Source organism: Klebsiella sp. PCX, from assembly GCF_021869705.1.
GTDB lineage: Bacteria > Pseudomonadota > Gammaproteobacteria > Enterobacterales > Enterobacteriaceae > Klebsiella > Klebsiella quasipneumoniae.
In genome coordinates this window covers 3,671,788-3,693,860 of record NZ_CP091527.1, presented here as the reverse complement: position 1 = coordinate 3,693,860, position 22,073 = coordinate 3,671,788, and the positions used below count along the sequence as shown (strand labels likewise).

25 protein-coding genes are annotated in these 22,073 nt (G+C 56.5%); 16 read left to right on the top strand and 9 right to left on the bottom strand.

The genetic code is table 11. The features are described 5' to 3' along the window. Window positions 1-116 precede the first annotated feature (116 nt). From cvpA to GQR96_RS17495, 3 genes are all read left to right on the top strand, one after another. Window positions 117-605 (top strand): colicin V production protein, encoded by a 489-nt coding sequence (cvpA, locus tag GQR96_RS17505; RefSeq protein WP_002913214.1) that lies wholly within the window; start codon window positions 117-119, stop codon window positions 603-605. Window positions 606-638: 33 nt separating this feature from the next. Beyond that, a complete protein-coding gene (gene purF / locus GQR96_RS17500) occupies window positions 639-2,156 on the top strand; it encodes an amidophosphoribosyltransferase (protein WP_004180758.1) in 1,518 nt (505 codons plus the stop codon). A 137-nt stretch (window positions 2,157-2,293) separates the two neighbouring features. Beyond that, the gene (locus GQR96_RS17495; protein WP_004180755.1) at window positions 2,294-2,878 is read left to right on the top strand and encodes a UbiX family flavin prenyltransferase; all 585 of its coding nucleotides are present in this window, start codon (window positions 2,294-2,296) and stop codon (window positions 2,876-2,878) included. A 65-nt stretch (window positions 2,879-2,943) separates the two neighbouring features. On the opposite strand, the gene GQR96_RS17490 is transcribed toward GQR96_RS17495, so the two are convergent. Further along, window positions 2,944-3,105 carry a hypothetical protein gene (locus GQR96_RS17490; protein ID WP_004140952.1) on the bottom strand — a complete coding sequence of 54 codons (162 nt, stop codon included), beginning with the start codon at window positions 3,103-3,105 and terminating at the stop codon, window positions 2,944-2,946. A gap of 40 nt (window positions 3,106-3,145) precedes the next feature. Here GQR96_RS17490 and argT point away from each other — a divergent pair, with 40 nt between their 5' ends. The 5 genes from argT to hisP all read left to right on the top strand — a co-directional run bounded on the left by argT (window position 3,146) and on the right by hisP (window position 7,225). Beyond that, the gene (gene argT, locus GQR96_RS17485) at window positions 3,146-3,928 is read left to right on the top strand and encodes a lysine/arginine/ornithine ABC transporter substrate-binding protein ArgT (RefSeq protein WP_004180753.1); all 783 of its coding nucleotides are present in this window, start codon (window positions 3,146-3,148) and stop codon (window positions 3,926-3,928) included. A 267-nt stretch (window positions 3,929-4,195) separates the two neighbouring features. After that, window positions 4,196-4,978, top strand: a complete 783-nt coding sequence (hisJ, locus tag GQR96_RS17480) for a histidine ABC transporter substrate-binding protein HisJ (RefSeq protein WP_002913209.1) — start codon at window positions 4,196-4,198, stop codon at window positions 4,976-4,978. 66 nt (window positions 4,979-5,044) lie between these two features. Beyond that, window positions 5,045-5,731 (top strand): histidine ABC transporter permease HisQ, encoded by a 687-nt coding sequence (locus GQR96_RS17475; RefSeq protein ID WP_004201769.1) that lies wholly within the window; start codon window positions 5,045-5,047, stop codon window positions 5,729-5,731. Then, window positions 5,728-6,444 (top strand): histidine ABC transporter permease HisM, encoded by a 717-nt coding sequence (hisM, locus tag GQR96_RS17470; RefSeq protein ID WP_002913207.1) that lies wholly within the window; start codon window positions 5,728-5,730, stop codon window positions 6,442-6,444. Before GQR96_RS17475 ends, hisM begins: the two co-directional genes overlap by 4 nt. 7 nt (window positions 6,445-6,451) lie before the next feature. Beyond that, window positions 6,452-7,225: a histidine ABC transporter ATP-binding protein HisP gene (hisP, locus tag GQR96_RS17465; protein WP_002913206.1), complete on the top strand. Its 774-nt coding sequence runs from the start codon at window positions 6,452-6,454 to the stop codon at window positions 7,223-7,225. Window positions 7,226-7,230: 5 nt separating this feature from the next. Here hisP and GQR96_RS17460 read toward each other — a convergent pair whose 3' ends face one another. After that, complete coding sequence (locus GQR96_RS17460) at window positions 7,231-7,758, bottom strand: GNAT family N-acetyltransferase (RefSeq protein ID WP_004201767.1); 528 nt, start codon at window positions 7,756-7,758, stop codon at window positions 7,231-7,233. A gap of 119 nt (window positions 7,759-7,877) precedes the next feature. Here GQR96_RS17460 and GQR96_RS17455 point away from each other — a divergent pair, with 119 nt between their 5' ends. Beyond that, entirely contained in the window at window positions 7,878-7,994 is a 117-nt protein-coding gene (locus GQR96_RS17455) for a hypothetical protein (protein ID WP_032425776.1), read from the top strand. Here GQR96_RS17455 and GQR96_RS17450 read toward each other — a convergent pair. The 3 genes from GQR96_RS17450 to yfcG form a co-directional block, all read right to left on the bottom strand. Next, window positions 7,974-8,867, bottom strand: a complete 894-nt coding sequence (locus tag GQR96_RS17450) for a TIGR01777 family oxidoreductase (RefSeq protein WP_004201764.1) — start codon at window positions 8,865-8,867, stop codon at window positions 7,974-7,976. The genes GQR96_RS17455 and GQR96_RS17450 overlap by 21 nt on opposite strands. Window positions 8,868-8,885: 18 nt before the next feature. Then, window positions 8,886-9,248, bottom strand: coding sequence for a dihydroneopterin triphosphate 2'-epimerase (gene folX, locus GQR96_RS17445; RefSeq protein WP_002913200.1), 363 nt, complete (start codon window positions 9,246-9,248; stop codon window positions 8,886-8,888). A 65-nt stretch (window positions 9,249-9,313) separates the two neighbouring features. Next, a complete protein-coding gene (gene yfcG / locus GQR96_RS17440) occupies window positions 9,314-9,943 on the bottom strand; it encodes a GSH-dependent disulfide bond oxidoreductase (RefSeq protein WP_004201763.1) in 630 nt (209 codons plus the stop codon). Between the two features lie 169 nt (window positions 9,944-10,112). On the opposite strand from yfcG, the gene yfcF reads away from it, so the two are divergent. Genes yfcF through yfcD form a run of 3 tightly spaced genes read left to right on the top strand, consistent with a single transcriptional unit; the run spans window position 10,113 to window position 11,974 of the window. Beyond that, on the top strand, window positions 10,113-10,757 hold the full coding sequence (gene yfcF / locus GQR96_RS17435) for a glutathione transferase (RefSeq protein ID WP_004201762.1): 645 nt from the start codon (window positions 10,113-10,115) through the stop codon (window positions 10,755-10,757). 56 nt (window positions 10,758-10,813) lie between these two features. After that, window positions 10,814-11,365, top strand: a complete 552-nt coding sequence (gene yfcE, locus GQR96_RS17430; protein ID WP_004201761.1) for a phosphodiesterase — start codon at window positions 10,814-10,816, stop codon at window positions 11,363-11,365. Between the two features lie 57 nt (window positions 11,366-11,422). Continuing rightward, complete coding sequence (gene yfcD, locus GQR96_RS17425; RefSeq protein WP_002913197.1) at window positions 11,423-11,974, top strand: NUDIX hydrolase YfcD; 552 nt, start codon at window positions 11,423-11,425, stop codon at window positions 11,972-11,974. Between the two features lie 88 nt (window positions 11,975-12,062). On the opposite strand, the gene pta is transcribed toward yfcD, so the two are convergent. Together pta and ackA are read right to left on the bottom strand one after the other, a co-directional pair. Continuing rightward, window positions 12,063-14,210: a phosphate acetyltransferase gene (gene pta / locus GQR96_RS17420; protein WP_004201759.1), complete on the bottom strand. Its 2,148-nt coding sequence runs from the start codon at window positions 14,208-14,210 to the stop codon at window positions 12,063-12,065. A gap of 190 nt (window positions 14,211-14,400) precedes the next feature. Then, a complete protein-coding gene (ackA, locus tag GQR96_RS17415) occupies window positions 14,401-15,603 on the bottom strand; it encodes an acetate kinase (RefSeq protein WP_004201756.1) in 1,203 nt (400 codons plus the stop codon). A gap of 338 nt (window positions 15,604-15,941) precedes the next feature. On the opposite strand from ackA, the gene yfbV reads away from it, so the two are divergent. From yfbV to GQR96_RS17395, 4 genes are all read left to right on the top strand, one after another. Next, on the top strand, window positions 15,942-16,397 hold the full coding sequence (yfbV, locus tag GQR96_RS17410; RefSeq protein ID WP_002913194.1) for a terminus macrodomain insulation protein YfbV: 456 nt from the start codon (window positions 15,942-15,944) through the stop codon (window positions 16,395-16,397). Between the two features lie 87 nt (window positions 16,398-16,484). Further along, on the top strand, window positions 16,485-16,979 hold the full coding sequence (locus GQR96_RS17405) for a YfbU family protein (RefSeq protein WP_004201754.1): 495 nt from the start codon (window positions 16,485-16,487) through the stop codon (window positions 16,977-16,979). A gap of 11 nt (window positions 16,980-16,990) precedes the next feature. Then, window positions 16,991-17,650, top strand: coding sequence for a sugar phosphatase (locus GQR96_RS17400; protein ID WP_004201751.1), 660 nt, complete (start codon window positions 16,991-16,993; stop codon window positions 17,648-17,650). Window positions 17,651-17,726: 76 nt separating this feature from the next. Further along, a complete protein-coding gene (locus GQR96_RS17395; RefSeq protein ID WP_004201750.1) occupies window positions 17,727-19,559 on the top strand; it encodes an SLC13 family permease in 1,833 nt (610 codons plus the stop codon). 45 nt (window positions 19,560-19,604) lie between these two features. On the opposite strand, the gene yfbR is transcribed toward GQR96_RS17395, so the two are convergent. Then, a complete protein-coding gene (gene yfbR, locus GQR96_RS17390; protein WP_043520241.1) occupies window positions 19,605-20,204 on the bottom strand; it encodes a 5'-deoxynucleotidase in 600 nt (199 codons plus the stop codon). 81 nt (window positions 20,205-20,285) lie between these two features. Continuing rightward, window positions 20,286-21,503, bottom strand: coding sequence for an alanine transaminase AlaA (alaA, locus tag GQR96_RS17385; protein ID WP_004201748.1), 1,218 nt, complete (start codon window positions 21,501-21,503; stop codon window positions 20,286-20,288). Window positions 21,504-22,073 lie beyond the last annotated feature (570 nt).

Below are 22,073 nucleotides of genomic sequence, written 5' to 3'. Positions count from 1 at the left end.
TTTTTTCAGCGCCATTTTTATTTCTGTAGGGCAAGGAAATCCCTACGCAAACGTTTTCTTTTTCTGTTAGAATGCGCCCCGAACTGGACGACAGGGCGTAAAATCGTGGGACGTATATGGTCTGGATTGATTACGCCATTATGGCGGTGCTGGGTCTTTCTTGCCTGGTCAGCCTGATCCGCGGCTTCGTTCGCGAAGCTTTATCGTTAGTCACGTGGGGTTGCGCGTTTTATGTCGCCAGCCACTACTACGCTGATCTGTCTGTCTGGTTTACGGGCTTTGAGGATGAACGGGTTCGAAATGGGATTGCTATTGCGGCGCTGTTTATCGTGACGCTCATCGTTGGCGCTATCGTGAACTATGTGATAGGCCAGCTGGTGGAGAAGACCGGTTTGTCAGGTACCGACAGGGTATTGGGGATCTGCTTCGGCGCGCTACGTGGGGTGCTGATCATCGCCGCTATTCTGTTCTTCCTTGACACCTTTACCGGGATGGCGAAGAGCGATGACTGGCATCAGTCGCAGTTTATTCCCTATTTTACCCCCGTCATCAGATGGTTTTTTGAATACCTGCAAAGCTCGTCAAGTTTCTTGCCTAAAGTATAGACTTTAGGTCGTTGCTGAACGAGGAAAAGACGTATGTGCGGTATTGTCGGTATCGCCGGTGTTATGCCGGTTAACCAGTCGATTTATGATGCGCTAACGGTGCTCCAGCACCGTGGACAGGATGCCGCTGGCATCATCACCATTGATGCCAACAACTGCTTCCGGTTGCGTAAGGCTAACGGGCTGGTAAGCGACGTATTCGAAGCCCGCCATATGCAGCGTATGCAGGGCAATATGGGGATTGGCCACGTGCGTTACCCCACGGCGGGCAGCTCCAGCGCCTCCGAAGCGCAGCCGTTTTACGTCAACTCGCCGTATGGCATCACGTTGGCGCATAACGGCAACCTGACCAACGCCCATGAGCTGCGTAAAAAGCTGTTTGAAGAAAAACGCCGCCACATCAATACCACCTCAGATTCCGAAATCCTCCTCAATATTTTCGCCAGTGAGCTGGATAACTTCCGTCACTACCCACTGGAAGCGGATAACATCTTTGCCGCGATTGCGGCGACCAACCGCTTGATCCGCGGCGCGTACGCTTGCGTGGCGATGATCATCGGTCATGGCATGGTGGCCTTCCGCGACCCGAACGGCATTCGTCCGCTGGTGCTGGGCAAACGTGACGTAGGCGATGGCCGCACCGAGTATATGGTGGCCTCGGAAAGCGTGGCGCTTGACACCCTTGGCTTTGAATTCCTGCGCGATGTGGCGCCGGGCGAAGCGGTTTATATTACCGAGAAGGGCCAGCTGTTTACCCGTCAGTGCGCCGATAACCCGGTCAGCAACCCGTGCCTGTTCGAGTACGTCTATTTTGCCCGTCCGGACTCGTTTATCGACAAAATTTCCGTCTACAGCGCCCGCGTTAATATGGGGACCAAGCTGGGCGAGAAGATTGCCCGCGAGTGGGAAGATCTGGATATTGACGTCGTTATCCCGATCCCGGAGACCTCCTGCGATATCGCGCTGGAGATCGCCCGCATCCTCGACAAGCCTTATCGACAGGGCTTCGTGAAGAACCGCTACGTCGGCCGCACATTTATCATGCCTGGCCAGCAGCTGCGTCGTAAGTCTGTGCGCCGCAAGCTCAACGCCAACCGTGCGGAGTTCCGCGATAAGAACGTGCTGCTGGTGGACGATTCCATCGTTCGCGGCACCACCTCGGAGCAGATCATCGAGATGGCGCGCGAAGCAGGGGCGAAAAAAGTGTATCTGGCCTCAGCCGCGCCGGAAATTCGTTTCCCGAACGTGTACGGTATCGATATGCCGACCGCCAACGAACTTATCGCTCATGGCCGCGAAGTGGATGAGATCCGCCAGATCATCGGCGCCGATGGCCTGATTTTCCAGGATCTCAACGATCTGATCGAGGCGGTGCGCGCGGAAAATCCGGATATTCAGCAGTTTGAATGTTCTGTGTTCAACGGCGTGTACGTCACCCGGGATGTCGACCAGCAGTACCTCGACTACCTCGATTCCCTGCGTAACGATGATGCCAAAGCGGTTCAGCTGCAGAACGAAGTCGAAAACCTCGAGATGCACAACGAGGGTTAAGCCGTTCACGCGTCGCGGGCCCGCCGTTCCTGATGGACGGCGGGCCTTTTTTTCGCCCGGCAACGGTGCGTCAATGGTTGCGCCAACGGCTATAATCCGGCAAAGTCTGCGGCACGACGCGCAAGGGGTAACAGAACGTGAAACGACTGATTATTGGCATTTCCGGCGCCAGCGGCGCCATCTATGGCGTGCGGATGCTGCAGGTGCTGCGGGATGTGCCGGATATTGAAACCCATCTGATCCTCAGTCAGGCGGCGCGCCAGACGCTGGCGATGGAGACCGACTTTACCGTGCGTGAAGTGCAGGCGCTGGCTGATGTGGTGCATGATGCCCGCGACATCGCCGCCAGTATCTCCTCCGGCTCGTTTAAAACCGCCGGGATGGTGATTTTACCCTGCTCAATGAAAACGCTCTCGGGTATTGTCCATAGCTACACGGATGGTCTGCTGACGCGGGCGGCGGATGTGGTGCTGAAGGAGCGTCGTCCGCTGGTGCTCTGCGTGCGGGAGACTCCGTTCCATCTTGGCCATCTGCGACTGCTGGTGCAGGCTGCGGAGCTGGGGGCGGTGATTATGCCGCCGGTGCCGGCCTTCTACCATCGGCCGCAAAGCCTGGATGATGTTATCAACCAGACCGTCAACCGGGTACTCGATCAGTTCGACATTAGCCTGGAACAAGACTTATTTACGCGCTGGCAAGGGTCACAGGATTGCACCAAATAGGTGCGTGAAATGTACGCTTGCGCTGCGCTGGTGCAAATTTGTCGTCCCGATCAAATCCTCGACATTTATTTCGTCTTTTTGCGCTCAGGCGCTGCGGTTTCGCCAGTAATGCTGGTATCTTCCCTTTTAAGACAATCCTGCAACTTTATTTTAACAAATTTAACCCTGTTCCCGGCACGCACCGGGAAGATGGCACAAAAACTGCAGGATTGATCGGCAATCACCATAACAAGCAACGCACCACATCACGACACTTAAGGGTACTGTATGAAGAAGACGATTCTGGCTCTCTCTTTACTCGTGGGAATGAGCAGCACGGCCAGTGTGTTTGCTGCTCTGCCGCAGAGCATTCGCATTGGCACTGACGCGACCTATGCGCCCTTTTCGTCGAAAGACGCGAAAGGGGACTTTGTTGGCTTTGATATCGATTTAGGCAATGAACTGTGCTCCCGTATTAAGGTGAAATGTACCTGGGTCGGCAGTGATTTTGACTCCCTGATCCCCTCCCTCAAGGCGAAGAAAATTGACGCCATCATCTCCTCGCTTTCCATCACCGAGAAGCGCCAGCAAGAGATCGCCTTCTCTGACAAGCTTTATGCCGCCGACTCCCGGCTGATCGCGGCCAAAGGCTCGCCGATCCAGCCGACGCTGGAGGCGCTGAAAGGTAAGCACGTCGGCGTGCTGCAGGGCTCCACGCAGGAAGCCTATGCTAACGATCGCTGGCGCAGCCAGGGCGTTGACGTGGTGGCATATCAGAACCAGGACCTGATCTATTCCGACCTCTCCGCTGGTCGTCTGGATGCGGCGCTGCAGGATGAAGTCGCCGCCAGCGAAGGCTTCCTGAAGCAGCCTGCCGGGAAAGATTTCGCCTTTGCCGGCCCGTCCGTTAAAGACAAAAAGTACTTTGGCGACGGCACCGGTATCGGCCTGCGTAAGGACGACGCCGAGCTGAAAGCCGCGTTTGATAAAGCGCTGGGCGAGATGCGCAAAGACGGCACCTACGACAAAATGGCGAAGAAATACTTCGATTTTAACGTCTACGGCGACTAAGACTGCCGCAGGCCCGCGCTATCGGGTGGGCCTGCCGCCATGCTCGTGTAAAAGCCCTGAAAAGGTGCATCGTCAGACGCTGTGGATCATTTTAGTGCAAAGGCAGGCGCTTTTGTGGCTAAAAAATGCATAGTTAAGCGTTTGTGATGCAAAAAAATGGCCTTTCTGGTGCATAAATCTTTGCCCTCAAGGGGCGAATAATGGCACGATAACTGGTGTTAATAGTTCTAATAAACCCGTTAGAATGACAGTCTGTCGAGGATAGTTATGAAAAAACTGGCGTTGTCTCTCTCTTTAGCGCTGGCCCTTTCCAGCGTTTCCACGGTCTTTGCCGCTATTCCGCAAAAAATTCGTATCGGTACCGATCCGACTTATGCTCCCTTCGAATCGAAGAATGCGCAGGGGGAATTGGTGGGTTTTGATATCGATCTGGCAAAAGAGCTGTGTAAGCGTATTAATACCCAATGTACCTTTGTGGAAAACCCGCTGGATGCGCTGATCCCCTCTTTAAAAGCGAAGAAAATCGACGCGATTATGTCTTCGCTGTCGATTACCGAAAAGCGTCAGCAGGAAATCGCTTTCACCGACAAACTGTATGCGGCTGATTCGCGTCTGGTGGTGAAAAAGGGCAGCCCGGTAACGCCGGATCTTGCCACCCTGAAGGGTAAGCGCGTGGGCGTGCTGCAGGGTACGACGCAGGAAACTTATGGTAATGAGCACTGGGCGCCGAAAGGTATCGAAATTGTCTCCTATCAGGGGCAGGACAATATCTATTCCGACCTGACCGCCGGCCGTATTGACGCCGCTTTCCAGGATGAGGTCGCGGCCAGCGAAGGGTTCCTGAAACAGCCTATCGGTAAAGATTATCAGTTTGGCGGTCCGTCGATTAAGGACGAAAAGCTGTTCGGCGTCGGCACCGGTATGGGGCTGCGTAAGGAAGACAACGAACTGCGCGAAGCGCTGAATAAAGCGTTTGCAGAGATGCGTAAGGACGGCACCTACGACAAGCTGGCGAAAAAATATTTCGATTTTAACGTATACGGCGAATAATTCTCACGCCTCACCATTGCGCGTCTGATTCACGCGCAATGGTGGATGACAGACAGGGTAGGCAGCATGCTGTATGGGTTTTCACAGGTTATTTTGCAGGGTGCGCTTGTCACCCTGGAGCTTGCGCTCAGCTCGGTCGTTCTCGCCGTCCTGATTGGGCTGGCGGGCGCTGGCGCAAAGCTATCGAGCAATCGTCCTCTGGCGCTGGTATTTGAAGGCTATACCACACTGATTCGCGGCGTCCCCGACCTGGTGCTGATGCTGTTGATTTTCTACGGCCTGCAGATTGCGCTTAACAGCGTTACCGACGCGCTGGGCATGGCGCAGTTTGATATTGACCCGATGATCGCCGGGATTATTACCCTTGGCTTTATCTATGGCGCCTATTTTACGGAAACCTTCCGCGGCGCCTACCTGGCGGTGCCGAAGGGGCATATCGAAGCGGCCACCGCCTTTGGCTTCAGCGGCGGGCAGACGTTCCGGCGCATCCTGTTCCCGGCGATGATGCGCTACGCGCTGCCGGGGATCGGCAACAACTGGCAGGTTATCCTCAAGGCGACGGCGCTGGTCTCGCTGCTGGGGCTGGAGGATGTGGTCAAAGCCACGCAGCTGGCGGGCAAAAGCACCTGGCAGCCGTTCTACTTCGCCATCGTCTGCGGCCTGATTTATCTGGTATTTACCACCCTTTCTAATGGCGTACTGCTGCTGCTCGAACGCCGCTATACCGTTGGCGTCAAGAGGGCTGACCTGTGATTGAAATTATTCAGGAATACTGGAAATCCCTGCTGTGGACCGACGGCTATCGCTTTACCGGCGTGGCGATTACCTTATGGTTGCTGATCTCTTCGGTGGTCATGGGGGGCATCCTGGCGGTCTTTCTGGCAATCGGCCGCGTTTCGAGCAATAAGTTCATCCAGTTTCCCATCTGGCTGTTTACTTACATATTTCGCGGCACGCCGCTGTATGTGCAGCTGTTGGTCTTTTACTCCGGTATGTACACCCTGGAAATCGTCAAAGGCACTGAACTGCTGAACGCCTTTTTCCGCAGCGGGCTAAACTGTACGGTGCTGGCGCTGACCCTGAACACCTGCGCTTATACCACCGAAATTTTCGCCGGCGCGATCCGCTCGGTACCGGCGGGCGAAATTGAAGCGGCGCGGGCCTACGGCTTCTCTTCGGTCAAACTGTACCGCTGCATCATCCTGCCTTCCGCGCTGCGGATTGCGCTGCCGGCCTACAGTAACGAAGTGATCCTGATGCTGCACTCGACGGCGCTGGCGTTTACCGCTACGGTGCCGGATCTGCTGAAAATCGCCCGCGATATCAACTCGGCCACCTATCAGCCGTTCACCGCCTTTGGCATCGCCGCGGTGCTCTATTTAATTATCTCGTATGTGCTGATTAGCTTGTTCCGCAAAGCGGAAAAGCGTTGGTTGCAGCATATCAAACCTTCTTCGACGCATTGAGAACGCCATGTCCGACAATAAATTAAACGTTATCGATCTGCATAAACGCTATGGGGAACACGAGGTGCTGAAGGGCGTCTCGCTGCAGGCGAAAGCCGGGGACGTTATCAGTATCATCGGTTCATCGGGTTCCGGGAAAAGTACCTTTTTACGCTGTATTAACTTCCTTGAAAAACCGAGCGAAGGCACGATCGTCGTCAGCGGCCAGAATATTGGCCTGGTACGGGATAAAGACGGTCAGCTGAAGGTGGCCGACAAGAACCAGCTGCGCCTGCTGCGCACCCGGTTGACCATGGTGTTTCAGCATTTCAATCTGTGGAGCCATATGACGGTGCTGGAGAACGTCATGGAGGCGCCGATTCAGGTGCTGGGCTTAAGCAAACAGGAAGCGCGCGAACGGGCGGTAAAATACCTGGCCAAGGTCGGGATAGACGAACGTCAGCAGGCGAAATACCCGGTGCATCTTTCCGGCGGCCAGCAGCAGCGTGTCTCTATTGCCCGCGCGCTGGCGATGGAGCCGGAAGTGCTGCTGTTCGATGAGCCGACCTCCGCGCTGGATCCGGAGCTGGTGGGCGAAGTGTTACGCATCATGCAGCAGTTGGCGGAAGAGGGGAAAACCATGGTGGTGGTGACCCACGAAATGGGCTTTGCCCGCCACGTCTCTTCACATGTCATTTTCCTGCATCAGGGAAAAATCGAAGAGGAAGGGCATCCGGACGCGCTGTTCGGCGCGCCGAAAAGCCCGCGCCTGCAGCAGTTTCTGAAAGGTTCGTTGAAATAAACGGCTTACCCGGCGTCTGCAGGCGCCGGGTGGGATTCACGCTCCAGCCGGTAAATCCAGTCATCGTAATCGACGCCGTTCAGATGATAGGCTTTCTCCAGCACCTGCGTGCGCACAAAGCCTTGCTTCTCCAGCAGGCGCGATGATCCACGATTCTCTCCCAACACCCAGGCATTGATGGCCTGTACCCCCAGCGTGCTGAAACCATAATCGCAGATCGCCCGCAGCGCTTCGCTGGCATAGCCTTTTCCCTGAGCCTCGGGCAGCAGCGCATAGCCGACGTCGGCCTCGTGCGGATTTTTAGGGCTGATGCGAAGCCCAATATCGCCCAGCGCATCGCCGCGCTTATTACGCAGAACATACACGCCGGGATCGGCGCAGCGACTGGCGAACACGCTGCGCAACGTCTCCTCGCTTAACACTTCGCCCATAAAACGCATCACCTGCGGATCCTGGCGCAGGCGCAGAAAAAAGGGCCAGTCATCGGTAACAAAGCGGGTAAGCGAAAGGCGAGGCGTGGTGATGGTCGTCATAAAGCAGTCAATTCGAAGAAGGAAAGGCCTACCTTAGCACTTTGCTTCGCCAGGTAACACCGGCGAACCGGCCGACTGGCGATGAACTCAGGCGCTTCAGGGCGCTGGCTGTCCGGGATATGGCGATGCTGCAGCGCCAGGCTGAGGCCATCCAGGCGTGGAGCATGAGCCAGCAGAATGGAATCAGGGGAGCCAATGCTCCCCTGTGTCAGCCATTAACTCAGCACATCCTTTAGCGCTTCGTCGAGATCGTACCAGCGGAAGGCGAAGCCGGCGGCTTCCAGTCGCTTAGGCAGCGCGCGCTGGCCGCCGAGCACCAGCACAGCGGATTCGCCCATCAGCAGGCGGATGGCGGCGGCGGGAACGCGGAAAATCGCCGGTCGATTGAGCGCATGACCCAGCGCGTGCGCGAACTGCTCGTTATGCACGGGATAGGGCGAAACCATATTGAATGGGCCGCGCAGATCGTTATCCAGCAGCCACAGAATGCCGTTAACCATATCGTCGATATGGATCCAGGCCAGGTACTGTCTGCCGCTGCCGATAGGCCCACCGAGGCCGAGCTTAAAGGCCGGGGTCATTTTGCCAAGAATACCGCCCCGCGGCGCCAGTACCACGCCGGTGCGCAGCAGACAGACGCGGGTGCGCTCGCTTTGCGCTTCGCAGGCAATTTGCTCCCAGCGGGCGCAGAGCTTATGGGTAAACTCATTGTGCGGCGGCTCTTCTTCTGTCACCACCACTTCGCCGAGGTCGCCGTAATAGCCGGTGGCTGACCCGCTGATCAGCACGGAGGGAGGAGTATCGCTGGCGTGGAACAAGCCCACCAGCCGCTGAGTGAGATCCCAGCGACTATGGCATAAGCGCTGTTTCTGCTCGGCGGTCCAGCGTTTATCGGCGATGGGCTCGCCCGCCAGATTGATGACGGCATCAATGTCATTGAGGTGGTGATGGCCCTCGAAATCGCGCCACAGCGTGACGCGCGGATCGAGACGGGCGCGGGCGGTATCCGGATGTCGGGTGGAGACCGTGACGCTATGCCCAAGCTCCAGCAGTCTGGGTATCAGATGTCGGCCAATCAGGCCGGTACCACCAGTAAGCAGGATCTTCATACCACCTCCCTGACATGGTTAGCGCCGCCAGCTCATGGTCATGGATACCGAGTCGGCATAGCGCAGCGCGTGAAGTTTATCGATCTCCACTTCAGCATATGTGACCCAGTGATGTTCGCATGCGATATTCAGCACATCCTGAGTTAATTTTTCCAGCAGCGAGAAACGACCATTCTCAAGATGGCTAATGATGCGTTTGGTAATGGTGCGGTAGTTCAACGCATCATTAATGTCCTCGCTGTCGCGCGCTTTATCGGCAGGGTAGTGAATGGCCACATTCACTACCACGTCCTGGCGGTTGGCGATCTCTTCCTCTTTAATACCAATAAAAGTACGCAGGCGCAGGTTCTTAATACGAATAATGGCGTCTGGTTGAGACATTGCAGGCTTCCTCCGTGTTTTAAGTCCTGCAATCATACAACAAAGCGCGACGGGCGAGCAGGGGGTTAATAAGGCTGAATTTTTAGCATCGCTTCCACCGTCGCCGGCCGCTGCTTAATGCGCTCATACCAGTTATGCACCGCCGGATAGTTCGCCAGATCGATCCGCTGGCGGACATGGCAGTTCACCCAGGGCCAGGCGGCGATGTCGGCGATGCTGTAGTGGTCCCCGCCCAGCCACGGGCTGGATCCCAGGCGGTGATTCAGTACCCCATAGAGTCGCTGGGTTTCCACCTGAAAACGCTCAATCGCGTAGGGCACGGTTTGCGGCGCTGAGTGGGAAAAATGCTGATTTTGCCCCAGCATCGGCCCCAGGCCGCCGACCTGCCAGAACAACCACTGCAGGGTGGTATAGCGCGCCCGCAGCTCCCCGCTCAGCAGCTTGCCGCTTTTTTCCGCCAGATAGAGCAGGATGGCGCCGGACTCGAAGACGCTCAACGGCGCGCCGCCGTCGGCAGGCATGTGGTCGACGATAGCTGGAATTTTGTTATTCGGCGAAATCGCCAGAAACTGCGGATGAAACTGCTCCCCTTTGCCAATATCGACCCGAATTAGCCGATAGGCCAGCTGCGCCTCTTCGAGAAACAGGGTGATTTTGTGGCCGTTTGGGGTGGGTGCATAGTAGAGATCGATCATAATATTTCCCGCCGTCGTGGGTCGCAAACTGATCGAGTATAGGTGAAGCTGCGCGACCCGGGAAAAAATCCGCGAGCGGGGCGCCAGCCACGCAGCGGACGAGCAGTGACATCGCCGGTAAGACAGGCTATGTTGGTTTATTGCCCTGTCTACCAACCCTGAGGAAGTTATGAGCCAGCCTGTGATTACCCTGTGGTCCGATGCCGATTTTTTCTCACCGTACGTGATGTCTGTTTATGTCGCGCTGCAGGAAAAGAGCCTGCCTTTTAGCCTTAAAACCATCGACCTGGGCAGCGGCGAACATCTGCAGGCCGGCTGGACGGGCTATACCGCCACCCGTCGCGTACCGCTGCTGGAGGTTGACGATTTCGCGCTGAGCGAGTCTTCGGCGATTACCGAATATCTGGATGAGCGTTTCGCGCCGCCTGAGTGGGAGCGCCTTTATCCACACGATCTGCAAAAGCGGGCCCGCGCCCGGCAGATCCAGGCCTGGCTACGCAGCGATCTGGTGCCCATTCGTGAAGAGCGATCCACCGCCGTGGTGTTTGGCGGGGTGAAAATGCCGGCGCTCAGCGAGGCAGGCAAGCGGTCGGCGGAAAAACTGTTTGCCACCGCTACCACGCTGCTGGCCCACGGCGGGCAAAATTTATTCGGCGAATGGTCTATTGCCGATGCCGACCTGGCGCTGATGCTCAATCGTCTGGTTCTTAATGGCGATGAGGTGCCGGAGGCGCTGGCGGATTATGCGACTTTCCAGTGGCAGCGGGCCTCAATCCAGCGTTACGCGGCGCTTTCCGCCAAACGCGGAGGCTGATAACCCGCCGCGCTTCCGCTATCATAGAGGCATCGTAACCAGTGGAGATGGAACCTATGAAGCTGATGTTTGCCTCCGATATTCATGGTTCGCTACCTGCGACGGAACGCGTGCTTGAGCGGTTCGCGCAAAGTGGCGCCAGGTGGCTGATCATCCTCGGCGATGTGCTTAATCACGGGCCACGCAACGCGCTGCCGGAAGGCTATGCGCCGGCGGAGGTGGCCGAGCGGCTGAACAGCGTGGCGGAGCGCATCATTGCGGTTCGCGGTAACTGCGACAGCGAAGTGGATCAAATGCTGCTTCGTTTTCCCATGACCGCGCCCTGGCAGCAGGTGCTTGGCGAAGGCTACCGCTTGTTTCTGACCCACGGTCATCTTTATAGCCCGGACAATTTGCCACCACTTGCCGCTGGCGATGTCCTGGCGTATGGCCATACTCATATTCCGGTTGCTGAAAAACGCGGGGCGTTCTCTCTGTTTAATCCAGGCTCAGTGAGTATCCCAAAAGGGGGATATTCCGCCAGCTATGGGCTACTGGATGAGGGGCGTCTGCAGGTTTTAGCACTCAATGATAATCAGGTTATTGCAGAGGTCGCAATTTACCCGTAATTTAGCCCTCAATCATAAAGACGCGCCGCAAGAGCGCTTTTAAAGTAAGGTTTCCTGATGGCGGAACAGAATCATTTGGCAAGCACAGAATGGGTCGATATTGTTAATGAAAACAATGAGGTGATAGCACAGTCCAGCCGCGAGCAGATGCGCGCGCAGTGCCTGCGCCACCGGGCGACCTATATCGTCGTTCACGACGGAATGGGGAAAATTCTGGTGCAGCGACGCACCGAGACAAAAGACTTTCATCCGGGCATGCTGGATGCCACCGCCGGCGGCGTCGTGCAGGCTGATGAGCAGTTGCTGGAGTCGGCCCGTCGCGAGGCGGAAGAGGAGTTAGGCATCGCCGGGGTGCCGTTTGCCGATCACGGCCAGTTCTACTACGAAGATAAATTCTGCCGCGTCTGGGGAAGCCTGTTCAGCTGCGTCTCCCATGGGCCGTTTGCCCTGCAGGAAGAGGAGGTGAGCGAGGTGTGCTGGTTAACGCCGGAAGAGATCACCGCCCGCTGCGATGAGTTCACGCCCGACTCGCTGAAAGCGCTGGCGCTGTGGATGACCCGTAACGCCGGCAACGAGTATGATGACGCGGAAGAGAGCGAGCGCGAATAAACGCGCTAACGCGTGGCAGCAACTGCTGTTCGCCTCCTGACAAAAAAGGCAGCCATCTGGCTGCCTTTTGCTTTCTCTCAGCGGGCGATTACTTCTGCTGCTGAGCTGACTGGATCGCGGTCAGTGCGATGGTGTAGACGATATCGTCAACCAGCGCGCCACGAGACAGATCGTTGACCGGCTTGCGCATACCCTGCAGCATCGGCCCGATGGAGATCAGGTCGGCAGAGCGCTGTACCGCTTTGTAAGTGGTGTTACCGGTGTTCAGATCCGGGAAGATGAACACGGTCGCGCGGCCAGCTACCGGCGAGTTCGGCGCTTTGGATTTCGCGACGTCAGCCATCACCGCGGCGTCATACTGCAGCGGGCCGTCGATCATCAGGTCAGGACGTTTTTCCTGCGCCAGACGGGTCGCTTCGCGGACTTTTTCTACATCGCTACCCGCGCCGGAAGTACCGGTGGAGTAGGAGAGCATCGCCACGCGCGGTTCGATGCCGAAGGCAATCGCGGAGTCAGCGGACTGAATCGCGATTTCCGCCAGCTGCTCTGCGGTCGGATCCGGGTTGATCGCGCAGTCGCCGTAAACATAAACTTGTTCCGGCAGCAGCATGAAGAACACGGAAGAGACCAGCGAGCTGCCCGGTGCGGTTTTGATCAGCTGCAGCGGCGGACGAATGGTGTTGGCGGTGGTGTGTACCGCGCCGGACACCAGGCCATCGACTTCGTCCTGTTCCAGCATCAGGGTGCCGAGAACCACGTTATCTTCCAGCTGCTCGCGGGCGACGGCTTCGGTCATGCCCTTGTTCTTACGCAGTTCGACCAGGCGAGCCACGTAGCTTTCGCGCACCACTTCCGGGTCGACGATTTCGATACCGGCGCCCAGCTCAACGCCCTGCGCTGCTGCAACGCGGTTAATCTCATCCGGGTTGCCCAGCAGCACACAGGTGGCGATCCCGCGTTCGGCGCAGATGGCTGCGGCTTTCACGGTACGCGGCTCGTCGCCTTCCGGCAGAACGACGCGTTTGCCGGCTTTGCGCGCCAGCTCGGTCAGCTGGTAGCGGAAGGCTGGCGGAGAGAGACGACGGCTGCGCTCGGAGGTCGCGGTCAGCGATTCGATCCAGTCGGCGTTGATGTAGTTGGCAACGTATTCCTGAACTTTCTCAATGCGCTCGTGATCGTCAACCGGTACTTCGAGGTTGAAGCTCTGCAGGCTCAGGGAGGTCTGCCAGGTGTTGGTGTTGACCATAAACACCGGCAGGCCGGTGGCGAAGGCGCGTTCGCACAGCTTGCTGATGCGCGCGTCCATTTCATAGCCGCCGGTCAGCAGGATGGCGCCGATTTCCACGCCGTTCATCGCTGCCAGGCAGGCGGCAACCAGCACGTCAGGACGATCTGCGGAAGTAACCAGCAGCGAACCTGCGCGGAAGTGCTCCAGCATGTGCGGGATGCTGCGCGCGCAGAAGGTCACGGATTTCACGCGGCGGGTGTTGATATCGCCTTCGTTGATGATGGTCGCATTCAGGTGATGGGCCATGTCGATCGCGCGGGTGGCGATCAGATCGAAGCTCCACGGTACGGCGCCCAGCACCGGCAGCGCGCTGCCTTTTTGCAGCTGAGCCGGGTCGATCTTCACGACTTTCGCTTTGGATGAGTCGTCGAAAATTTCCGACAGATCAGGACGGGTACGGCCCTGCTCGTCGACCGGCGCGTTCAGTTTGTTGATGATAACGCCGGTGATGCTGGTGTTTTTCGCGCCGCCAAAGCTGTTGCGGGTCAGTTCAATACGCTCGTTCAGCTGTTCTGGCGTATCGGTGCCTTGCGACATGACGAAGACGATTTCCGCGTTCAGGGTTTTGGCGATTTCAAAGTTCAGCGCCTGAGCGAACTGATGCTTACGGGTCGGCACCAGGCCTTCCACCAGCACCACTTCCGCGTCCTGGGTGTTCGCGTGATAGTTGGCGATGATCTCTTCCATCAGCACATCTTTCTGATTGCTGGAGAGCAGAGATTCAACGTGGTTCATCTTCAGCGGTTCAGCAGCGGTGGTGGTGGAGGAGCTGGCGCGAACGATGGTGGTGGTCTGGTCCGGGGCATCGCCGCCGGAGCGCGGCTGGGCGATAGGTTTAAAGACGCTCAGACGAACGCCTTTGCGTTCCATAGCGCGGATCACACCGAGGCTGACGCTGGTCAGACCTACGCTGGTACCGGTAGGAATTAACATGATAGTACGGGACACGGTATATCCTCTTTCGTTACCGCCAGTATCAGGCGGGATACAAAACAGCACCACCAGCGACCCGTCATACTCCACGTTGCACGTGCGTTGGCTCTACTTGCTCACCCCGGTCGCGTATGCGCCGGGGATCTGCTGTGTCGCCGCCTTCCTGCAGCTCGAAGTATTGCGGGTCAGGGCTGGCGGTGTGGAATTATGCGGTCAGACGGCTGGCGTCTTGCGCGATGACCAGCTCTTCGTTGGTCGGGATAACCACGGCAGGACGGGTGCCTTCTTTGTTGATGAAGCCAGACTTGCCGAAACGGGCAGCCAGATTACGCTCATGGTCAACTTCGAAGCCCAGTACGCCCAGTTTGCCCAGCGACAGCTCACGCACCATCGCGGCGTTTTCACCAATGCCACCGGTGAAGACCACGGCGTCGAGACGGCCGTCCATCAGCGCGGTGTAGGAGCCGATGTATTTCGCCAGGCGGTGGCAGTAGACGTCCATCGCGCGTTTAGCGTCGGCTTTTTCCTGGTAGTTGTCTTCTACGTAGCGGCAGTCGCTGGTGACTTCGGTCAGGCCCAGCAGGCCGGACTCTTTGGTCAGCATTTTGTTGATGGCGTCAACGCTCATGCCCAGGGTGTCGTGCAGATGGAAGATGATTGCCGGATCGATATCGCCGGAGCGGGTACCCATCACCAGGCCTTCCAGCGGGGTCAGACCCATGGAGGTGTCAACGCATTTGCCGTTACGAATAGCGGAAACCGAACCACCGTTGCCAAGGTGGCAGGTGATGATGTTCAGCTCTTCAACCGGCTTGTTCAGGATCTTAGCGGCTTCCTGAGTCACGTAGAAGTGGCTGGTGCCGTGTGCGCCGTAACGACGAACGCCGTGCTCTTTGTACAGGCTGTACGGCAGGGCGTAGAGATAGGATTCTTCCGGCATGGTCTGGTGGAACGCCGTATCGAATACTGCCACGTTTTTGTCTTTCAGGTGCGGGAAGGATTTCAGCGCTTCAGCGATGCCGATCAGATGTGCCGGGTTGTGTAGCGGTGCGAAGGACGCCGCGTCTTTAATGCCCTGAATCACGGACTCGTCGATGACGACGGAGCTGGTGTATTTTTCACCGCCGTGGACGATACGGTGGCCAATTGCGGTCAGCTGAGCAGACAGTTCTGGTTTTTGTGCCAGAATAGTGTTAACGATAAAGTTCAGTGCTTCGCTGTGCGCGGCGCCCGCGCCTAATTCGGCTTCTTGTTTGCCGCCGTCAATTTTCCATTTGATACGGGCTTCTGGCAGGTGGAAGCATTCCGCTAAACCGGACAGGTATTCGTCGCCGTTAACGGCGTCAAGGATAGCAAATTTCAGAGAGGAGCTACCGCAGTTCAGAACCAGTACTAACTTACTCGACATGGAAGTACCTTTTTATGATACGTGGCTAAAAAAACGTCAGTGTGTCATTAGCGTAGCGCAGGATGACCTCGACATTTATGATTAACATCATGCCTTGTTCTGTTTTCAGGCACGATGAGATAAGTACATTTGATTTTATGCCATTTTGCATAATTTTCAGCCAATGGCAGAATATGCGATAATTTGACTAGCCTGGCAAAAGAGTCTATCCGCCCTTTCAGGCGGGCACAGGATACCTGATTGCGGCATCCTTTGCCAAAATCTTTTGAACGATGTCATGCATAGTTGGTGTTTTGCACGAATTTTTTAAGTTTTATATGTAAAGTTGAGGTAAAGCCATGTCGACCCCTGAGAAACGCCCCGTTAGCTTCTTTAGCTTGTTCAACCGCGGGCAGCACTACGCGAAGACCTGGCCTCTCGACAAGCGCCTCGCGCCGGTATTTATTGAAAACCGCATCATTCGTGCCACCCGCTACGCCATCCGCATCATGCCGCCGATCGCCATTTTCACCCTCTGCTGGCAGATAGCGCTGGGCGGCCAGCTGGGGCCCGCCGTGGCCACTGCGCTGTTTGCACTGAGCCTGCCGATGCAGGGGTTATGGTGGTTGGGTAAACGTTCAGTGACGCCGCTGCCGCCTTCCATTCTTAACTGGTTCTACGAAGTACGCGGCAAACTGCAGGAGGCGGGGCAGGCGCTGGCGCCTGTCGAAGGCAAGCCCGATTATCAGGCGTTGGCTGACACGCTTAAGCGCGCCTTCAAACAACTCGATAAAACTTTCCTTGATGATTTGTAATTCACTACGGAAAACGCATATAAAAGAAGGCGCATGATTTATGCGCCTTCTTTATTTCACGCCCTACCGTGCTACAGGAGTCACAACATGGAAATGACCAATGCGCAGCGTCTGATTTTATCCAATCAGTACAAGATGATGACGATGCTCGACCCGGACAATGCGGAGCGCTACCGTCGTCTGCAAACCATCATTGAGCGTGGGTATGGGCTGCAGATGCGTGAACTGGACCGCGAGTTCGGCCAGCTGACGGAAGAAACCTGCCGTACCGTAATCGACATCATGGAGATGTACCACGCGCTACACGTCTCCTGGACCAACCTGAAAGATGCGGCGGGTATCGACGAGCGTCGGGTCACCTTCCTCGGATTTGATGCCGCCACCGAAGCGCGTTTTCTCGGCTACGTGCGCTTTATGGTCAACGTTGAAGGCCGTTACAGCCACTTTGACGCCGGCACCCATGGCTTTAACTCGCAGACCCCGATGTGGGAGAAATATCAGCGGATGCTGAGCGTCTGGCACGCCTGCCCACGCCAGTATCATCTGAGCAGTAACGAAATTAACCAAATCATCAATGCCTGAGGGAGGTGCCCGTGCAGTGTAAAGGTTTCCTGTTCGATTTAGACGGGACGCTGGTGGATTCCTTGCCGGTGGTGGAGCGTTCATGGTGCAAATGGGGGGATCGTTTCGCCATTGACCATGATGAAATTCTCAGTTTTATTCACGGCAAGCAGGCCATTACCTCCATTCGCCATTTTATGCCGGGTCGCAGCGAGGAGGATATCCAGGCCGAATTCCGTTATCTCGAGCAGATGGAAGCCACTGATATCGAAGGCATCGTCGCTCTACCGGGGGCGTTAGCCCTGCTGAATACGCTCAATGAGGCCGGGATCCCGTGGGCGATTGTCACCTCCGGCTCGATTCCGGTTGCCCATGCGCGTCACCGCGCGGCGGGCCTGCCGATGCCGGAGGTGTTTGTCACCGCTGAGCAGGTGAAGCATGGCAAGCCGGCGCCGGACGCCTATTTGCTGGGCGCCGAGCGGCTGGGTCTGCCTGCCGGGGAGTGCGCGGTGGTGGAAGATGCGCCGGCGGGGCTCCTCTCCGGACTGGCGGCCGGCTGTCGCACTATCGCGGTCAACGTGCCCGCCGATGCCCCCCGTCGGGATGAAGCCGACCTCGTGCTGAGCAGCCTGGAAGATCTGGTGGTTGAACGCCAGACTGACGGCGTGGTAAATGTGCGTCTTAAAGCGTAAACCCATGATTTCGCCCCGCGTCGTCGGGGCTTTTTTATGCCACTATGTCGACTCCCACTTGTGACAAGGAAACGTTGTGAACGGTGAATTGATTTGGGTTTTATCCCTCCTGGCCATCGCGGTTGTGCTGTTTGCTACCGGTAAGGTGCGCATGGATGCTATCGCCCTGATGGTCATTGTCGCCTTTGTCCTCAGCGGCACGCTGACGCTGACCGAAGCTTTTTCCGGGTTCAGCGATCCTAACGTGATCCTGATTGCCGCCCTGTTTATTATCGGCGACGGCCTGGTGCGTACCGGGGTGGCCACCAAGATGGGCGCCTGGCTGGTGAGCGTGGCAGGCAACAGCGAAACCAAAATGCTGATCTACCTGATGCTCACCGTCGCCGGGTTGGGCGCGTTTATGAGCTCCACCGGCGTGGTCGCCATTTTCATTCCGGTGGTCCTTAGCGTCTCGGCGCGGATGAATACCTCACCCTCGCGGCTGATGATGCCGCTGAGCTTCGCCGGGCTTATCAGCGGGATGATGACCCTGGTGGCGACGCCGCCCAACCTGGTGGTCAACAGTGAACTGCTGCGCGAAGGACTGCACGGCTTCAGTTTTTTCAGCGTCACGCCGATTGGCCTGGTGGTGCTGATCCTGGGCATCGTCTATATGCTGGCGGTGCGCTTTATGCTGAAGACGGATAATGGCGATTCCGCGCGCGATGGGCGAAAAAGAAGTACCTTTCGCGATTTGATCCGCGAATATCACCTCACCGGCCGCGCTCGCCGGCTGGCGATCCGACCCGGTTCGCCGATGATCGGTCAGCGGCTGGATGATTTAAAGCTGCGTGAGCGCTACTGTGCCAACGTCATCGGCGTTGAGCGCTGGCGGCGGTTCCGTCGGGTGATTGTTAACGTTAATGGGGTCTCGGAATTTCGCGCCCGCGACGTCCTGCTGATCGATATGTCTGCCTCCGATGTCGACTTGCGCCAGTTCTGCGGCGAGCAAATGCTCGAGCCGATGGTGCTGCGCGGGGAGTATTTTGCCGATCAGGCGCTGGATGTGGGGATGGCGGAGGTGGCGCTGATCCCGGATTCAGAGATGATAGGAAAAACGGTGCGTGAGATAGCCTTCCGCACCCGGTTTGGTCTCAATATCGTCGGCATGAAGCGCGATGGCAAAGCGATGGATGGTTCCGTGGTCGATGAGCCGCTGCAGCTCGGCGATATTCTGCTGGTGGTCGGCAACTGGCGGCAAATTGCCCTGCTGGCGAAGCGCGGCCGGGATTTCGTGGTGCTCAATATGCCGGTTGAGGTTGATGACGCTTCGCCGGCCCACAGCCAGGCTCCGCACGCGATTTTCTGTCTGGTGCTGATGGTGGCCCTGATGCTGACGGATGAAATCCCCAACCCCATCGCCGCGATCATCGCCTGTCTGCTGATGGGCAAATTCCGCTGTATCAACGCCGAAAGCGCCTACAAGGCGATCCACTGGCCGAGCATCATTCTGATTGTCGGGATGATGCCGTTCGCCCTGGCGTTGCAGAAAACCGGTGGGGTGGATCTGGTGGTTAAGGGACTAATGGACGTCGCCGGAGGCGAGGGGCCTTATCTGATGCTCGGCTGCCTGTTTGTGATGTGCGCGGCGATAGGCCTGTTTATCTCTAACACGGCCACCGCGGTGCTGATGGCGCCTATTGCCCTGGCGGCGGCGAAGTCGATGGGTGTGTCGCCTTATCCCTTTGCCATGGTGGTGGCGATGGCGGCTTCGGCGGCGTTTATGACCCCGGTCTCTTCGCCGGTTAATACTCTGGTGCTTGGCCCGGGTAAGTACTCATTTAGCGATTTTGTCAAAATCGGCGTGCCCTTTACCGTGCTGGTGATGGTGGTCTGCGTTCTGCTGATCCCGGTGCTCTTCCCGTTTTAAGATATGCAGGCCGGGTAGGGGGCGACCGCTGCCCGGCCTGAAAAATTACAGCGGCGAATCCTGGCTGATTTCATCCAGCGACAGCTGGAAGCTCGGGACAAACACCTGCATAAAGTAATCCATCTCCGCGCTGCGCCGCGACGCCAGCGTTTTTTCCAGACGGCCTTTGGCCAGCAGAAATTCGTTGTTGCCCGCCGACAGCTCTTCGAGGCATTTCAGGTAGGCGCAGAGGGCGTCAGCCTGTTTGACGATCGACTGCTCTTCCTCACTGTAATGATGCTCGTCAATCAGCGGTTCGAAAATATCGCGCAGCTCGTCAGGCACCATATCCACCAGCTTCTGCTGGGCGATTTTCTCAATCGCCTTATATTCCTGAGCAATCTGTGAATTAAAATATTTCACCGGGGTAGGGAGATCACCGGTTAAAACCTCGGAGGCGTCGTGGTACATCGCCAGCAGGGCGATACGCTCTGGGTTGACCAGGCCGCCAAATTTGCGGTTTTTAATCGCCGCCAGCGCGTGGGCGACCATCGCCACCTGCAGGCTGTGCTCGGAGACATTTTCGGTGCGCACGTTGCGCATCAGCGGCCAGCGGTTAATCAGTTTCAGACGGGAGAGGTGGGCAAAGAAATGACTCTGACTCATAGGAACCCTTAATCAGTGACAACATCGGGTTCCATTGTGCGCAGGGATCGCCGCCGGATGCAAATGCCGGCGGCAGCACGACTAAAGCTGATGGTAGCCGGAGAGGAAGCGGCCAAAGCGGGAGATCGCCATCTCCAGGTCGTCTTCGCGAGGCAGGGTCACAATACGCACGTGATCCGGCCACGGCCAGTTAAAGGCAGTACCCTGCACCAGCAGCACTTTCTCCTGCAGCAGGAAATCGAGCACCATTTTCTGGTCGTCGTGAATATTGAAGCGTTTGGCGTCAATTTTCGGGAACATGTACAGCGCGCCTTTTGGCTTCATGCAGGAGACGCCCGGAATATCGTTGATCAGCTCCCAGGCGCGGTTGCGTTGTTCATACAGACGCCCGCCGGGAATGATGAATTCGCTGATACTCTGGTAGCCGCCCAGCGCGGTCTGGATAGCATGCTGGGCCGGCACGTTGGCGCACAGACGCATCGAGGCCAGCATTTCCAGTCCTTCGATATAGCCTTTCGCGTGTTTTTTCGGGCCATTCAGCACCATCCAGCCCTGACGGAAGCCAGCGACGCGGTAAGTTTTCGACAGTCCGTTGAAGGTCACCGTCAGCAGATCCGGCGCCAGAGCGGCAATCGAGTGATGCTGGGCTTCGTCGTAGAGGATCTTGTCGTAGATCTCATCGGCGAAAATAATCAGGTTGTGCTGGCGGGCGATCTCCACGATCTCCTGCAGCAGCTCTTTGGAGTAGACCGCGCCGGTGGGGTTGTTGGGGTTGATGATCACGATCCCGCGGGTGCGAGGCGTGATTTTGGCGCGGATATCGTCAAGATCCGGAAACCAGTCAGAGGATTCGTCACACAGATAGTGCACCGCTTTACCACTGGAAAGAGACACCGCTGCCGTCCACAGCGGGTAGTCCGGAGCGGGAACCAGCATCTCATCGCCACTGTTTAACAACGCCTGCATCGCCTGCACAATCAGCTCGGACACGCCGTTGCCGATGTAAATATCTTCCACGGTGACATCGCGCATTCCCCGCGCCTGGTAATGCTGCATGATAGCTTTACGCGCCGAGTACAATCCTTTCGAATCGCAGTATCCCTGGGCGGTGGGCAGATTGCGGATGACGTCGACGAGGATCTCGTCAGGGGCTTCGAAGCCGAAGGGCGCCGGGTTGCCGATGTTCAGTTTCAGAACCTTATTGCCTTCTTCTTCAAGACGTTTCGCTTCTTTCAGAACCGGTCCGCGGATGTCATAACAGACGTTCTCTAACTTGCTGGATTTTTCGATGGGGGACATGAATCTTGACCTTTTAGCTGTTATCGCCACTCCCTGCCGTGGAAGTCAGCACGGAACAATGTACTCCGCCTCCCCGCTGTTTTGAAGGCTTTGCAGGAGAAGATTTTGCTAATGCAGGATTTTAAGCGTAATTGATTTATCTGTTGGTTGCTGGTTTTTCCTATTGTTTATGCCTTTTCATGGCATTTTTTCGGTCGTCTATGTTGATGTAGTGCCTTTTTTACCATCATTTATCTGGTTTGTTGGTTAGGTAAACGGGGCGCTGGAGAATGGGGGGCGGCTAGAAAACGCTATTTTTAATCTCATAGCGGTTGATTTGTAATTTTGATGTTAAATAATTTTAATAAAAAACTGCGTGCAAGCGCATTATTATTATTTTTGACAGGTAATAATCTGAGGTTTGTTAATTTATATAAAATGTTGAAAAAAATTTAAAATTATCTCAGTTAATCCTTATTAAGGCTTATAAAAAGGATGGGAATCGGTTAGAATATCGCCGTTAATATCAGTGGTAGTCGGCATGAATTATGGCTGAATTGATATTTAATATATTGTTATTACAGGATTTTA